This window comes from Microbacterium sp. 77mftsu3.1 (assembly GCF_900100525.1).
GTDB lineage: Bacteria > Actinomycetota > Actinomycetes > Actinomycetales > Microbacteriaceae > Microbacterium > Microbacterium aquilitoris.
Map to the genome: position 1 here is coordinate 564,728 of NZ_FNCR01000002.1, position 14,658 is coordinate 579,385.

The following is a 14,658-nucleotide window of genomic DNA, read 5'->3' on the forward strand; positions in this document are numbered from 1 at the left end:
CCGGGTCAGCGTTCGATGCGGTCGAGGTGCAGCATGCGGGCGAGATTGGCGTCGAGTTCGTCGTCGCGGAAGATCTTCTTCCAGTCGTCTTTGATGATGCTCTCGCGACCGTAGTCCATGGCGATCAAGCACGCGTCGCTGAAGGGGTTGTCGCCGCGCAGGCCGTTCGCCAGCGCCACCTGCGTGTGCCCGTAGAGGATGCTGCGAGCCGCCGCCTCGGGCACGCCCATCGTGTGGATCGCCTCGTCGAGCGCTTCGTTGAGGAGCGACCCGATCATGCACGCCACCGTCTCGACGAGCGTCGGCTCGAGCTGGGCGAGCTGCTTGACGGTGACGAAATGGACGTCGATCACGGGCGCGTAGATGGCGCGCACGGTCTCCTCGACGATCCGGGCATGCTCGGGGTCGTCGGACTCGACGGCGGCGATGGCGTCCTGCGGGGCGGCGATGCCGCCGAAGGTGTCGGCCCATTCCTCCTTCGACGTGCGCTCCAGGAACACCGACGGGTGGCAGGGGTGCGCGACGGCCTGGATGACGTCGTGGCGAGTCGTGAGGAGCCCGGCGTAGGCGGCGGCGGGGTCGAGCGTCAGGACGATCGCGCCGGCCTTCAGCTGCGGGACGAGCTCGGCTGTGACGGCGCCGAGGGCGAGGTCGGGGACGGCGAGGACGACGATGTCCGCATCGGCGACGGCGGCCGACGCCTCGGTCAGCTCCCGTCCCGCGGCGATCGTGCGCTCGCGACCAGCGGGCGAGTTCTCGACATAGCGGACGGTGTGGTCGGTCTTCACGAGGTTGTTGGACACGCGCATGCCCATCTTCCCTCCGGCGCCGATGACGGCGATGGTGTGGCTCATTCGATGCTCCTCAGGTGGTCCAGAGTGGCGCGGGTCCAGTCGCGCTCGGTGCGGATGGTGGTCTCGGGATCGCCCTGCCAGGGCAACCAGTGCTCGACGATCTCGCTGATGCCGCGCTGCCGCGGCCGGACCGTGTCGACGAGGTGCCGGTAGTCGTGCAGGCCTTCGCCCATGCGGGCGCCGGAATAGGTGAAGCCCACCCAGCCGGGCTGTCGGTCGAAGGCGAAGTCCTTCACGTGGATGTCCACGACCAGGTCGGCTGCTTCCTCCACGCACGCGCGCGGGGGCTCGAGCCGCGCGACGACGTTGGCGGGGTCGAGGCAGACGCCGATCCGCGGGCTGTCCGCGTCGCGCACGAGCCGGACGAGGTCGGCCGTCGCGATCTGCTCGTAGGTCTCCAGGGCCAACGTGACGCCGGCGGTGTCGAGGGAGGAGCGGATGTCGCGCAGCAGCGCCCCGGCCTCGTCGAGCGACGGGCGGGAGTCCGGCCCGAACACCATGCTGCGCAGCAGCGTCGCGTCGAACATCTCCGCCAGGGCGAGGAAGCGTTCGAGGTGGGCTGTGTCGATGCCCTTGGTGCCCAGTTCGATTCTCAGCCCGAGCTCCCGCGCGGCGCGGGCGGCATCCCTGACCTCCCGGTCGGACATCTCGGTGAGGGGCGCGTAGTCGCAGATCTGGAAGAGGTCGACATCGAGCTCTCTCGTGGCCTCGAACGCCCCGATGAGCGAGAGGGGTGCGGGCGCTCGTTCCGAGTGCGCCCAGAAGAACGCGTAGGTGCCGAGCCCGATCACGACGTCTCCCGGGCGAGGGCGTACGCCTCGTCGAGGACCGCGGTCAGGGCGTCGGGGTCGTGCGCGAAGCGGCCGAGGAACAAGCCGTCCACCGCGTCCACGAGGGACGCCAGGAGTCCGGGCCCGGCGGATCCTCCGTAGATGACGCGCGACCCGGCGCGAGCGGGGTCGGCGCCGAGGGCGGCGCGCAGGGCACGGGCCACGGGTGCGATGTGGTCGAGGGGCGCCGGCGTGGAAGCGCCTATCGCCCACACGGGCTCGTAGGCGACGACGACAGGCCCGGCGGGCGCGCCTTCGAGGTTGCGGGCCAGCTGGGCGACGCCGATGGATGCCGCGTCGGCGGCATCCATCCGGTCCTCCTCGCCCAGGCAGAGCACGGGGGTGACCCCGTGGCGAAGCGCGGCGGCCACCTTCGCGGCGACGACGGCATCGGTCTCGCCGAACAATCGTCGCCGCTCGGCGTGACCGACCTCGGCGTACGCGACGCCCGATTCGGCGGCTTCGGCCGCCGTCACCTCACCCGTGTAAGGCCCCGGTTCGTATGCCGAGACGTCCTGGATGCCGAGGGTCGCCCGCGTGCCCTCGAAGGCGCCCGCGGCGTCGTCGAGCTGCAGGTAGGTCGGGATGATGAAGACCTCGACGGCTCCGGACCGCACGCCCTCGTGCGCCCGCAGTGCGGCGGAGGTCCGCGCGAACCACGCACGCGCCTGGCGGCGCCCGAAGTACGCCTTCAGGCTCACCCCCACCATGACCCGCGGCATCAGAGGGATCCGGTGCTCTCGTACGCGCCGATGACGGCCACCTTCGAGGCCGATGCGGACGAGGGGTCGAACCGGTAGCCCAGCCACTCCCGCACGAGGCGGCGCGCGAGCTCGATCCCGACCACGCGCTGGCCCATCGTCAGCACCTGGGCGTCGTTCGACAGCACGCCGCGCTCGACCGAGAACGAGTCGTGCGCCGTGACGGCGCGGATGCCGGTGACCTTGTTGGCCGCGATCGCGACGCCGAGGCCCGTGCCGCAGATGAGGAGCGCACGGTCCGCCTCGCCGCGCGCGACGCGCTCGGCTGCCTCGATGGCGACCGTCGCGTACGCGGTGTGACCGTCGGCGTCCACCCCGACATCGACGACCGAGGCGACCGCGTCGCTCTGCTCGAGGTCGCGCTTGAGGATCTCCTTGTAGTCGAAGCCGGCGTCGTCGCTGCCGATGATGATGCGCAGGGGCTCGGTCATGTCAGGTCCTCTCGGGAGCCGGCGGCGTGCGACCGGCTGATGACGGGTTCCTCGGCGAGGGTGTCGCCGACGGCGGTGACGATGAGGGCGAAGGAATGGGCGCCGGCGTCGACGGTGCCGATCGCGTGTTCGCCGTGGGTACGGGCGCGCCCCTTGCGGGGGAGGAGGTCGGACGTGGCGGCGGCTGCAGCGGTCGCGCGGTCGGCGGCGACCCGCCAGGCATCGCCGAGACGCGCTCCGGCCGCGACGGACCGGGTGAGCGTCTCGGCGAAGGGGAGCAGCGCGTCGACCATGGTCTTGTCGCCGAGCTCGGCCTTGCCGTGGGAGATGACGGCGCGGACCCCGGCGGCGACGCCGTCCGCGATCCGTGTGGCGTCGGGCCGACCGGAGTCGCCGAGGCGGGCGGCGAGCTCCCCGAGCATCAGGCCCCAGAGGGCGCCCGACGTGCCGCCGGCACGGTCCGACCAGGCATCGGCCGCGCGGGTGAGGGTCGTTGCGGCACCCGCACCGGCTGCGGCCGTCTCGCGGGCGGCGGCGACGGCTGCGCGGGAGCCCCGCTGCATCCCGATGCCGTGGTCGCCGTCCCCGGCCACCGCGTCGATCCGGCCGAGCTCGTCGACGTTTTCGTCGACCGTGCGCGCGACCGTCTCGAGCGAGGCGACGACCGTGGCGGCGAGGACGACGGATGCCGCGTCCCCGGCGACCTCGTGCGCGGCGACGGTCGTGTCGGCACCGTCGTGATCCCGCCGCTCGCCGTCCGCGACGGCGCCTCGGCGGTACGCGGGGCTGTCGACGGGGGTCTCCCAGAGCTCGGCGAGTTCATCGTCGAGCCAGAACAGCGTCAGGGACGTGCCCGCCATGTCGAAGCTCGTGCAGTATTCGCCGACGTGCGGGTCGACGACCTCGAGCCCCGCGACCTCGAGCAGCGCCGCCACGCGGCGGTAGACGACGAACAGCTCCTCGTGCTTCAGTGAGCCGAGTCCGTTCAGTAGGGGGACGACGCGACCGTCGGCGCCGGCCGGGCGCTCGGCGAGCAGCCGCTCCACGAGCATCTCGGCCAGGCCGTCGGCGGTGGGGATGTCGGTCTCGTCGATTCCCGGTTCGCCGTGGATGCCGAGGCCCACCGCCATGCGACCGTCGGGGACCGAGAAGAGCGGCGCCTCGGCGCCGGGCAGTGTGCACCCGGTGAAGGCGACGCCGAACGAGCGGGTGCGCTCGTTGGCCAGGCGGGCGACGCGGGCGACCCCGGCCAGGTCGTACCCCGCGGCGGCCGCGCCCGCAGCGACGCGGAAGACGGTGAGGTCACCGGCGATGCCGCGGCGCCGATCCCGCTCGGCAGGGCCTGCGCTCGCGATGTCGTCGGTCACGACGACGGTCTCGCACGCGATGCCCTGGGCGCGCAGACGCTCCTGGGCGGCGTTGAAGTTGAGCACGTCGCCGGCGTAGTTGCCGTAGCTGAGCAGCACCCCGCCGCCGGCGTGGGCGGCAGAAGCGACGGCGTGGACCTGCTGCGTCGACGGAGAGGCGAAAAGGTTCCCCATCGCCGCGCCGTGGGCGAGCCCGGGGCCGACGAGCCCGCCGAACGCGGGGTAGTGACCCGAGCCGCCGCCGATGACGAGGGCGACCTGACCGTTCGGCACGCGGGTGCTCCGCACCACGCCGCCGGTGACGCGCTGCACGTAGCGGCGGTTCGCGGCGACGAAGCCGTCGATCATCTCGTCGGCGAAGTCCGCGGGATCGTTCCACAGGCGCGTCATCGCGGGCTGCTCCTCGGGTCGGGGGTGCGGGGGTCCCGCATCGCCATTGTGCACAACCGGTTGACCAATTGCAAGAATGGCGCCATCGGTATCCGGCGCTCTCTCCCGTATCTTGATCCCGTGCCCGCTTATCCGTCCGACCGCTCCGTCGACATCTCGGCGGCCCTCGGTGCGCTCCCGTCGGGCACCCCTGCCTCCGAAGTGGCGCGCCGCCTCATGGACCTCTTCACGAGCGGCGACATCGAACCCGGCACCCGACTCCCTCCCGAGCGGCAGCTCTCGCTCACCCTGGGCGTGGGGCGTTCCGCCGTCCGTGAGGCGCTCGCCGCATTGGAGATCCTCGGCATCGTCGACGTCCGGCCGGGATCGGGGACCTACCTCCGCGGTGCGGCGAGCGACCTCCTCCCGCAGACGCTCCGGTGGGGTCTGCTGATCGGCAGACGGAGCACCGACGACCTTCTCGACGTCCGCTCCGGGCTCGAGATCTACTGCGCCCGACTCGCGGCATCCCGAGCGGATGCCGCCGACATCGGCCGGCTCGCCGCCTCGCTCGAGCGCATGCGCGCGGCGGATGCCGACCTCACCGCCTTCGCCCGCGCGGACGCATCCTTCCACGACGCTCTCGCCCGCGCTGCGGGTAACGATGCGCTCGTCGATCTGTTGCACGTCGTCCGATCGCTCCTGCAGGTCTACGCGGACCGCGCCGTCCACGACGGCGACGCCGCGCGCCTCGCGATCGCGGAGCACGGCGCCGTCTTCCGAGCCGTCGAGACGAAGGACGAGGATGCCGCGGCCTCGGCGATGGCCGTGCACATGGCCACCGCCGCCGCGCGCCTGGCGGCCTCGTCCGACTGATCCGTCGTTGCGAAAACCACTGAACGTTATTTAGTCTTTCGGCATCGGGCCGCCCGTGCCCGCCCGCAACGACGACGTCGCAGGAGACCGCAGTGACCGCATCCCTTTCCACCGCCCCCGACGGCACGCGCTACCGCGACCTCAACCGCAACGGCGTGATGGACCCGTACGAGGATCCGCGCCTGCCCGTCGCCGAGCGCGTCGCCGACCTCGTGTCGCGCCTCTCGCTCGAAGAGAAGGCGGGGCTCATGATCCAGACGATCGTCCCGACGACGACCGACGGCGAGGTCGACGGGCCGTCCACGATGCCCGGTCGCATGTCGGCGCGCGAGTTCATTGAGGGCATGCATGTCACGCACCTCAACATCCACCAGATCCCCGAGCCGCGCGCGATGGCCCGGTGGGTGAACGGGCTGCAGCGCGTCGCCGCCGCGTCGGGGCACGGCATCCCCGTCACCATCTCGACCGACCCGCGCCACTCGTTCACCGAGAACGTGGGCGCGTCGTTCACGGCCGGCCACCTCTCGGCCTGGCCCGAACCCCTGGGTCTCGGCGCGCTCGCCGACGCGGGCCTCGTGCGGGAGTTTGCCGACATCGCACGGCGCGAGTACCTGGCCGTCGGCATCCGCTCGGCCCTGCACCCGATGCTCGACGTCGCGACCGAACCGCGGTGGCCACGCCAGTACGGCACGTTCGGACAGGATGCCGACCTCGTCGGGCGGCTCGGCGTCGCGTACGTCGACGGGTTCGAGGGCGACCGGCTGACGGCGGCGAGCGTCGCGTGCATGGCCAAGCACTTCCCCGGCGGCGGCCCCGAGAAGGACGGCGAGGACCCGCACTTCCCGTACGGCACCGATCAGGTGTACCCCGGCGGGATGTTCGAGTACCACCTCGAGCCGTTCCGCCGCGTGATCGACCGCGGCGTCTCGGCGATCATGCCGTCCTATGGGATCCCCCGCGGGGTCGTCCTCGACGGTGAGCCCATCGAGGAGGTGGCCTTCGGCTTCAACCACCAGATCATCACGGGGCTGCTGCGCGAGAAGCTGGGCTTCACCGGTGTCGTCTGCACCGACTGGGGACTCATCACCGAGTCGCGCCTCATGGGCAAGGTGCTGCCCCCGCGCTCGTGGGGGGTCGAGCACCTCAGCGAGATCGACCGTGTCCGCAAGGCAATCGACGCGGGCGTCGATCAGTTCGGCGGCGAGGACGATCCGGCGCTCGTGATCGAGCTCGTGCGATCCGGTGCTGTTCCGGAGTCCCGGCTCGACATCTCGGTTGCGCGCCTGCTGACCGTCAAATTCGAGCTCGGCCTGTTCGACGACCCGTTCGTCGACGAGGATGCCGCGGGCGAGATCGTCGGCAGCGCCGAGTTCCGGGCGGCGGGAGACCGGGCACAATCGCGCTCGGCCGTTATCCTCCCGGGCGGTGCGGGGGAGGCGGCATCCGTCCTGCCACTTCGTCCCGGCACGACCGTGCACGCCCCCGGTGTCTCCGACGACGCGATCCGTGACTCAGGACTGATCCCGACCGCGGACGCCGCGGGTGCAGACATCAGCGTCGTGAGGCTGCAGTCGCCGTTCGACCCGCGCGACGAGTACATGCTCGAGGCGCACTTCCACGCCGGCTCGCTCGCCTTCGACGACGCCGTCGTGGCGGGCGTCGCGGATATCGCTGCGACGACGCCGACCGTCGTGACGGTGCATCTCGAGCGTCCCGCACTGCTCGCCCCCGTCGCGGCGCACGCGCACGCCGTCGTCGCGACGTTCGGCGCCTCGGAGGTCGCGCTGCTCGATGTGCTCACCGGACGGGTGCCGGCGGCGGGACGGCTGCCCTTCGAGATCCCGCGCGACGAGGCGGCCGTCCTCGCCGGGCGCTCCGACGTCCCCGGCGGCACGGCCGACCCGGTGTACGAGGCCGGCACCCCCTCGCTCGTGGTGACGGCGCCCGCGGATGCGTGAACGGCGGAACTCTGCGCAGGGCCGCGAGAGTCGCGACCTGATCCTCGAGACGGCGCTCGAGGTCATCGGCCGCCGCGGCTACGGGGCGACCTCGCTCCGCGACATCGCCGGCGAGGTCGGCATGACGCAGGCCGGCATGCTGCACCACTTCGGCACGAAGGAGAACCTGCTCGTCGAGGTGCTCCGTCGACGGGATGCCGCGACCCGAGAAGCCCTTGCGGAGCAGGCCGGCGCAGAGCCGCCGTCGGTCCGCGTCGCGCGCCGCAACGCCGAGGCGCCCGCGCTCGTGCACCTGTACACGAACCTGCTGGTCGCGGCATCCGCTTCGGAGCACCCTGCGCGGGCCTTCTTCGAGGAGCGCCAGGAGAGCGTGCACGACGTCGTCGCGGCCGACATCCGTCAGCGCCAGGAGGCGGGAGGGATGCCGGCCGGGCTCGACGCCGACATGGCCGCGACCGTCATGCTCGCCCTTTCGGACGGGCTGCAGCTGCAGCAGGGCGTCGACCCGTCGATCGACATCGCCGAGGTGCTCGCCTGGACGTGGGAACAGCTGGCACGGACTGACCCGGTGGATCGGGGCGGCGCGGCGGCTACCTCGTGACGACGAGTTCGTGGACGTCGCGGGTCGTGACGAGGTCCACGTACAGGGGTGCGATCTCGTCGGCGGTCATGCTCGCGACCCCCTCCGGCGCGTTGTCGGTGATCCACACGCCGATCGCGACGTGCGCGACGTGTACGCCGGTGTCGTCCGCGGCGAGAGCATGGCCGAGGTTGAGGGCCCAGTTGCGCAACGCCGCACCTCCGGCGGTGATGTTGCCGAACATCGGAACGGGGTAGGTCGATCCGGCTCCGGTGGTCACGATGATGGTGCCGCTGCCGGCCTCGAGCATCGCGGGCAGGACCGCAGCGGTCGCCGCCATCGCGCCGTACAGGTAGTACTCGATCTGCGGCTGGACGTCTTCGGGGGTGGTCCGCCGGATGTCGATCGGGGCGAGCGGCCCGGATGTGGCATCCGCCGGCGAGTACTCGAGGACGTCGATCCGGCCGAACCGCTCCGTCGCCGCCTCGAGTGCGGCGGTCAGAGAGGGGCGATCGAGGACGTCGGCGGTGAATGCCGCCGCGGTGATGTCCTCCGCGGCGAGGGTGGCGACGAGTGCGTCGAGGTTCTGCCGGTTGCGGGAGATCAGGGCGACGGACAAGCCCTCCGACCCGAACCGACGCGCGAGCGAGAGACCGAGGCCGGGGCCGGCCCCGATGATGGCGATGGTGGACATGATTCTCCTTCTGCGCGACGAGCCGCATCGGAGTCATCCGTCGAGCGGGCGCCGCACGATCAGTGCGTAAGGACATGATCGTGCGGTTGACGCGCGCGTACAAAAGGCACATCCACGTGCCTCTCGGACGGTGCGCTCGCTCAGTGCGTACGAGCCGCCTCGGTGCCGTGCGACCGCGACCGGCCGACGCCGATCCTGTCGTTGAGGGTGCGGTTCGCCGCGACGGTCTCATGGTTCTCCGCCGCCCACTGCGCCAGCTGCACCACCGCGCGCTGCAGCGACCGGCCGAGTTCGGTCGCCTCGTACTCGACCCGCGGCGGGACCTCTGCATACGCCCGGCGCGTCACGAGGCCGTCACGCTCGAGCGCCTTCACCGTCACAGTGAGCATCCGCTGCGATACCCCGGGGATGCTCGCCATGAGGTCCGAGTAGCGGAGGGTTCGATCGCCGAGGGTACTGAGGACCAGCACGGTCCATTTGTCGCCGATCCGGTCCAAGACCTCACGGATGAAGGCGCTGTCCTCCGGCCATGCCGTGCACGGTCCCACCGGCGTCCGTTGCGCTGCCATGGGTGCCTCCTGATCCACCTTCACGGTATCAAGCGTGGTGAGCCTCGGCGCCGGGCACGGGAAGGCGATGAGGCATTGCTACCCTGACGCGATGCGGATGCTGCTCACGTCGAACGGGCTGTCGGAACGCGTCGTCCTCGATGCCCTCCGGGACCTCGTCGATCGCCCCCTCAGTGAGGTCCGCATCGTCGTCGTCATCGACGGCATCCTCGGTTTCCCGGGCGACAGCTCGACGCTCGTCGAGCATCTCGAGTCCCTTCGCTCGATCGGCTGGGCGGAGTTCGACGTGGCCTCCCTGTTCGCCGGGCCGCGCGAACTCGTCGAGTCGCGCCTGCGGTCGGCTGATGTGATCCTCGGCTACGGCGGCAGCAACACGTGGCTCGCCCACGCGTGGACGAAGACCGGTCTCGCGCCGGCGCTCCGGGAACTGATCGAGCAGAAGGTGTACGTCGGCTGGAGCGCCGGCTCGATGATCTTCACGCGTGCGCTGCCGTCCTGGGGTCAGATCTTCGACGATCAGTCGGAGCTCGACATGTTCGGTCTGGCGGCGGTGGACCCGGCCGTGCCCCTGTTCGACTGGATCTTCCTGGGGCACCTCGGCGCGGACTGGATGTCGCCCGGGGCTGAGGCGCGGGCGGCGCGAGCGGCGGCGCGCAGCGGCGCCACGGTCTGGTTCATCGACGACGCGTCGGCCCTCGTCATCCGCGATCCCGCCGAAGATCCGGTCGTCGTCTCGGCGGGCACGTGGATGCGGATCGAACCCGACGGCGTCTAGACATACCCCGCGTCGTCAGTCCACCCGAGTCACGCGGATCGCCATGAACTGGCGCCCCGGCAGCTCGACGCGCACCTGACCGCGGTGGGTGCCGGGCAGCTCCTCGAGGCTCGTGTCCCACGTGTCGATGACCTCGACGCGCCACTCGCCCTCGTCGAGGACGACGTTCCGGAACCGTGGCCGGTTGAAGCCGAAGTAGGCCACCTTCACGCGCCCCGCGACGCCGCCCCACGGCACGTCCCAGTCGCTCGGCAGCGGATCCCATACGCCGCCCGGCGCCTGCGACTGCAGGTGCTCGAGGAAGCCGATGCGGGCGGGGGAGCTGCCGTGCAGTGCGCCGCCCTTCGCCCACCAGAGCACCTCGTCGTCGTCTCCGACGGATGCCGCGCCTCCGAGCGCGGGCGGATAGTAGGTCTCGCCGTGGCCGACGTAGCCGCCGCGGACGGCTCCCTCCCAGAACCGACGGGTCATCTCTTCGCCGGTGATGTTGCCCCACCCCTGATCGATGTCGCCCTCGTAGGCGCACTCGTCGATGACGACCGGTTTGCCCCATTCCTCGCGCCACTGGTCGGTGTTCTCGGCCGTGCGGTACACGTCGACCCGCTGAATGCTGACGTGCGAGATCCACGGCTTCGCGTAGTCGTAGACGGGGCGGCAGTTGTGGATCGAGTTGAGGTGACCGAAGGCATCCTCCTCTCCCACCACGGCGGCGAGCCGCTCCCAGTCGTCGAGGTCCTTCGACCACAGCAGGTCGTACTCGTTCGCCATCGACCACCAGACGTTCGCGAAACCCGAGAGCCGCCGCACCACGTACCGCAGGTACCGTTCGTCGACGGCGGGGCCCAGATCGGCGAAGCCCCACCGGTCGTAGGCGTGGAAGAGGATGAGGTCCGCTTGGATGCCGAGGGCTGCCAAGTCCGCGATGCGCCGCTCCAGGCGTCGGAAGTGCGCGGGGTCGAACCGGGTGTGGTCGAACCCGCCGGCGAGGGAGCCGATGAACGGGAAGTCGGTGGGTTCGTTGGCGTTGTAGAGGTACGACTTCGGGAAGACGCACATGCGCAGCTTCACGAAGGGGGCCTCGGCGAGGGTCGCGAGCGTCTTCTGCTGGAGTTCCTCGGGCTGATGGGTCCAGGCGTAGGCGGTCGTGCCGACCGGGCGGTGCCGGGTGCCGTCGGCGTGCCGGAAGTGCAGTCCGTCGACGCGCACCGGTCCGTGCGAGCCCTCGCGGGCGGCGACCACCTCGAGCGTGCCGGTGAGGCCGTCGAGCGAGCGCGCCGTCGAACGGGTCTCGAAGGTCCACGTGCCGGTCGTGTCGGCGAGGGCGCGGACGACGTAGACGCCGTCGCCGTCGTAGAACCCGCCGACCCGGATCTCCTCACCGCCCCGGCGGAAGACGGCGTCGAGTTCGACGTCGACGAACGGGTTGCCGTGCGAGGGCCCGGCGATGCGTACCTCGAGCGGGTCCCAGAGCGGTGTCGGCGCCGCGCGGGTGACCTTTGCCGAGGCGCGGCGGACGTCGTCGCCCTCGTAGGTCGGGTCAGGGTCGATTGCGGGTGCGTACGGGGGACGACCGCCCCCGGACCCCACCTCTGCGAGCGCGGCGAAGAACCTCTCCCGCTCCTCGAGGTCCTCGAGGGCGGGGACGATCGCGACCAGCTGTCCCAGGCGGCCGTTCCGGAACTGCGTCGCCATGGGCGAGGCGGCCACGCCCGGCAGGTACCTCTCGAGGATCGCGCGGGCGTCGGGGTCGTCGATAGCCTCGCCGAAGGTGCTGGCACGGTCGAACATGGTGTCTCCTCGGGGTGGATCAGGCGGATGCCGTCGCGCGCCGGATCGCCTCGTCGACGGACGCGAGCAGGTCGGGCGGGGTGAACATGAGCGCGGTCGTGACGGGGCGCCCGGCACCCCACCGGGTCTCGGCCCGCACCGTCTGCGCCCGGTCGGGGTCGACGGCGGCGATCGTGTCAACGAGGGCGGCGTACGCGCGCGGGTCGTCGATGACGTCGGCGAGCGACGCCTGCAACCCGTCCAGCGAGGGGCGCGGGGGAGCGGGGCGAGCAGCGAAGCGCCACTCGTGGCGACCCGATCCGACCTCGCGCGGTGCGTCCGGGATGTCGACCTCGGCGGTCGTGTTCGCCGGTACGACAGCCCTCACCACGATCTCGTCGCCGTCGCGGCGCCACGAGACCGACGCCTCGCCGTACGGAGTGAGGTGGCGGGCCGACGCGGACGACAGGGTCTCGAGCGGTTGGGGCGCGATGCGCAGTCGGCGGAAGCCCGGAGCCACGGAAGCGAGGCCGGCGACCGTCCGGTGCAGCCAATCGGCGACCGCTCCCAGCGCGTAGTGGTTGAACGAGGTCATCTCGCCCGGGTTCACGCTGCCGTCGGGCAGGAGCGAGTCCCAGCGCTCCCAGACCGTCGTCGCCCCCTGCGTCACGGGGTACAGCCACGATGGGCATTCCGTCTGGGTCAGCAGGCGCTCGGCTGCGGCGAGGTGGCCGCCGCGGGTCAGTGCGTCGGCGACGAGCGGTGTGCCGACGAAGCCGGTGCCGATGCGGTATCCGCCCTCGCGGACGAGAGCGGCGAGCCGGTCCGCCAGCGCGGCACGCACCTCGGGATCGGTCACGAGGTCGAACTCGAGCGCGAGGGCGTACGCGGTGGGCGCGTCGCTCATCATTCGCCCGGCAGGAGTCACGTACTCGGCGGTGAAGGCGAGGCGGCTGCGCTCGGCGAGCGTGCCGTAGTGGGCGGCATCCGTCTCCCGTCCGAGCAGGCTCGCGGCGTCGGCGACCTGACGGAGGGAGCGCGCGTAGTACGCGGACGCGACGATGTCGCTGTCGACCTTCGCGTGCCCGGGCTTGTCCGGCGGCGCCGCAGGGTCGAGCCAGTCGCCGAGCTGCATGCGACCCGCCCACAGGCCGCCCTCGCCCGCGTCGCGGCCGACGGCATCCACCCAGCCGCGCATACTCCCGTACTGCGCGGCGAGGACGTCGCGGTCGCCGAAGCGCTCGTGCAGGACGGTGGGGAGGACGGTCGCGGCGTCGCCCCAGGCGGCCGGCGAGGCGCCGCCGGCGAACCCGGTGAGGGCGGCCGGGACGACGACGGGAACCGACCCGTCGTCCCGCGTCTGCTCGTGGGCGAGGTCGCGCAGCCACGAGGTCAGGAACCCGGCGCAGTCGTAGAGGAACGAGGCCGTCGGCGCGAAGACCTGGATGTCCCCGGTCCAGCCGAGGCGCTCGTCGCGCTGCGGACAGTCCGTGGGGATCGACAGGAAGTTGCCGCGCATGCCCCACACGACGTTCTCGTGCAGGCGCTCGATGAGCGGATCGGATGCCGCGAACCATCCGGTCCGCGGCATGTCGGTGTGGAGCACCACGGCCTCGACGTCGGCGGGGTCGACGTCGGCGCCGGTGACCTGCGCGTAGCGGAAGCCGTAGAAGCTGAAGCGGGATTCGAGGACGTCGTCATCGCCGGAGAGGTCGAACGTCGCCGTCGCGGCGGCGTTGCGGAGAGGGCGGAGCGCGAGCTCGCCGTCGTCCAGGACCTCGGCGTGACGGATCGTCACCCGGGTGCCGGCCGCGCCGCGAATCCGCAGCCGCAGCCGTCCGACGAGGTTCTGCCCGAAGTCCAGGACGGTGCCGCCCGACGGGGTCGTGAGCACCGCGGCGACGGGGAGCGTCTCGATGCGGCGGACGGGAGGCGCGATCCGCGCCTCGGGGACGGGGACCGTCTCGTACCCGGGAAGGGCCGCCGCCCCGACACGGACCGGGTGGAAGTCCGCGACCGCGATCCGCAGGTCCTGGTGCTCGCCCGCGTAGATGCCGCTGTCGACGACGGGGCACTGCGCGGCGGCCTCCCAGCCGTCGCCGGTCGCGGCGACGGTGGTCGTCGTGCCGTCGTCGAACGTGACCCGCAGCTGTGCGAGGAAGGCGGGCTGCGTGCCGTAGAGCCGCGCCGCGAAGGCGAAGAACCCGTACTTCTCGGTGTACCAGGCGCCGGCGAGCGCAGCCGACAGCTCGTTCTCGCCCTCGCGGACGAGCGCGGTGACATCCACCGTCTCGTGGACGAGCCGGTCGCGGTAGGCCGTCCAGCCGGGTGAGAGGACGTCGTCCGACACGGCCGCGCCGTTCACCTCGGGCTCGGCCACGCCCAGGGCTGTCCAGAACAGCAGCGCGCGCATGACGGGGCGACCGAGCCGGAACCGCGTCTTGACGACCGTCGGCATCGCCTCGCGGGTGGGGTCTGCGAGCCCGACGGGCTGCGCGACCCACTCGCCGTCCGCCAGGAAGCCCGCCGCGACCTCGACGCCGTTGGACCACTCGGTCCAGGTGCCGGATGCCGCCTGCACCCGTACCCGCACGGTGCGCCGATCACCCGGCGGGAGCGGCGCGAACGGCCACGCGACGAGCGCGCTGTCGGCGCCGTCCAGCGCGACCGTCGTCGTGCCGTCCGCGACCTCGGCACGCGCCTGGATCCAGCCCGGCTCGTCGGTGTCGACTGTCCAGCTCAGGCGGGGCGTCGCGGTCGCGACGAACGGAGTGTCGGTGCGGAGTTCGGCGCGAAGGCTGCCGACGCGGGCGTTCACAGGATGTCT

At 71.8% G+C, this 14,658-nt stretch carries 13 protein-coding genes; 4 read left to right on the forward strand and 9 right to left on the reverse strand.

All coding sequences use genetic code 11. The features are described 5' to 3' along the window. Positions 1-5: 5 nt before the first annotated feature. The 5 genes from BLR68_RS07675 to BLR68_RS07695 are packed head-to-tail and all read right to left on the reverse strand — an operon-like array spanning position 6 to position 4,633. Complete coding sequence (locus BLR68_RS07675; protein WP_018187410.1) at positions 6-854, reverse strand: phosphogluconate dehydrogenase C-terminal domain-containing protein; 849 nt, start codon at positions 852-854, stop codon at positions 6-8. After that, positions 851-1,645 carry a sugar phosphate isomerase/epimerase family protein gene (locus BLR68_RS07680; protein ID WP_018187409.1) on the reverse strand — a complete coding sequence of 265 codons (795 nt, stop codon included), beginning with the start codon at positions 1,643-1,645 and terminating at the stop codon, positions 851-853. The genes BLR68_RS07675 and BLR68_RS07680 overlap by 4 nt, the downstream gene beginning before the upstream one ends. Further along, entirely contained in the window at positions 1,642-2,406 is a 765-nt protein-coding gene (locus BLR68_RS07685) for a triose-phosphate isomerase family protein (RefSeq protein ID WP_018187408.1), read from the reverse strand. The genes BLR68_RS07680 and BLR68_RS07685 overlap by 4 nt, the downstream gene beginning before the upstream one ends. Then, positions 2,406-2,876 (reverse strand): ribose-5-phosphate isomerase, encoded by a 471-nt coding sequence (locus BLR68_RS07690; protein ID WP_018187407.1) that lies wholly within the window; start codon positions 2,874-2,876, stop codon positions 2,406-2,408. The genes BLR68_RS07685 and BLR68_RS07690 overlap by 1 nt, the downstream gene beginning before the upstream one ends. Further along, positions 2,873-4,633: a dihydroxyacetone kinase family protein gene (locus BLR68_RS07695; RefSeq protein WP_018187406.1), complete on the reverse strand. Its 1,761-nt coding sequence runs from the start codon at positions 4,631-4,633 to the stop codon at positions 2,873-2,875. The genes BLR68_RS07690 and BLR68_RS07695 overlap by 4 nt, the downstream gene beginning before the upstream one ends. Before the next feature lie 120 nt (positions 4,634-4,753). Here BLR68_RS07695 and BLR68_RS07700 point away from each other — a divergent pair, with 120 nt between their 5' ends. The 3 genes from BLR68_RS07700 (at position 4,754) to BLR68_RS07710 (ending at position 8,047) form a co-directional block, all read left to right on the forward strand. Then, positions 4,754-5,488: a FadR/GntR family transcriptional regulator gene (locus tag BLR68_RS07700; protein WP_018187405.1), complete on the forward strand. Its 735-nt coding sequence runs from the start codon at positions 4,754-4,756 to the stop codon at positions 5,486-5,488. A 92-nt stretch (positions 5,489-5,580) separates the two neighbouring features. Continuing rightward, positions 5,581-7,446: a glycoside hydrolase family 3 protein gene (locus BLR68_RS07705; RefSeq protein WP_018187404.1), complete on the forward strand. Its 1,866-nt coding sequence runs from the start codon at positions 5,581-5,583 to the stop codon at positions 7,444-7,446. Then, positions 7,439-8,047 carry a TetR/AcrR family transcriptional regulator gene (locus BLR68_RS07710; RefSeq protein ID WP_018187403.1) on the forward strand — a complete coding sequence of 203 codons (609 nt, stop codon included), beginning with the start codon at positions 7,439-7,441 and terminating at the stop codon, positions 8,045-8,047. Before BLR68_RS07705 ends, BLR68_RS07710 begins: the two co-directional genes overlap by 8 nt. Here BLR68_RS07710 and BLR68_RS07715 read toward each other — a convergent pair. Both BLR68_RS07715 and BLR68_RS07720 read right to left on the reverse strand, forming a co-directional pair. Continuing rightward, positions 8,037-8,720: an SDR family NAD(P)-dependent oxidoreductase gene (locus BLR68_RS07715; protein ID WP_018187402.1), complete on the reverse strand. Its 684-nt coding sequence runs from the start codon at positions 8,718-8,720 to the stop codon at positions 8,037-8,039. The two genes, BLR68_RS07710 and BLR68_RS07715, sit on opposite strands and share 11 nt — an antisense overlap. A gap of 140 nt (positions 8,721-8,860) precedes the next feature. Continuing rightward, on the reverse strand, positions 8,861-9,289 hold the full coding sequence (locus BLR68_RS07720) for a winged helix-turn-helix transcriptional regulator (protein ID WP_018187401.1): 429 nt from the start codon (positions 9,287-9,289) through the stop codon (positions 8,861-8,863). A gap of 91 nt (positions 9,290-9,380) precedes the next feature. On the opposite strand from BLR68_RS07720, the gene BLR68_RS07725 reads away from it, so the two are divergent. Then, on the forward strand, positions 9,381-10,064 hold the full coding sequence (locus BLR68_RS07725) for a Type 1 glutamine amidotransferase-like domain-containing protein (RefSeq protein WP_018187400.1): 684 nt from the start codon (positions 9,381-9,383) through the stop codon (positions 10,062-10,064). A gap of 15 nt (positions 10,065-10,079) precedes the next feature. On the opposite strand, the gene BLR68_RS07730 is transcribed toward BLR68_RS07725, so the two are convergent. Together BLR68_RS07730 and BLR68_RS07735 are read right to left on the reverse strand one after the other, a co-directional pair. Beyond that, positions 10,080-11,852, reverse strand: a complete 1,773-nt coding sequence (locus BLR68_RS07730; protein WP_018187399.1) for a DUF5605 domain-containing protein — start codon at positions 11,850-11,852, stop codon at positions 10,080-10,082. 19 nt (positions 11,853-11,871) lie between these two features. Further along, on the reverse strand, positions 11,872-14,649 hold the full coding sequence (locus BLR68_RS07735) for an alpha-L-rhamnosidase (RefSeq protein ID WP_018187398.1): 2,778 nt from the start codon (positions 14,647-14,649) through the stop codon (positions 11,872-11,874). Positions 14,650-14,658 lie beyond the last annotated feature (9 nt).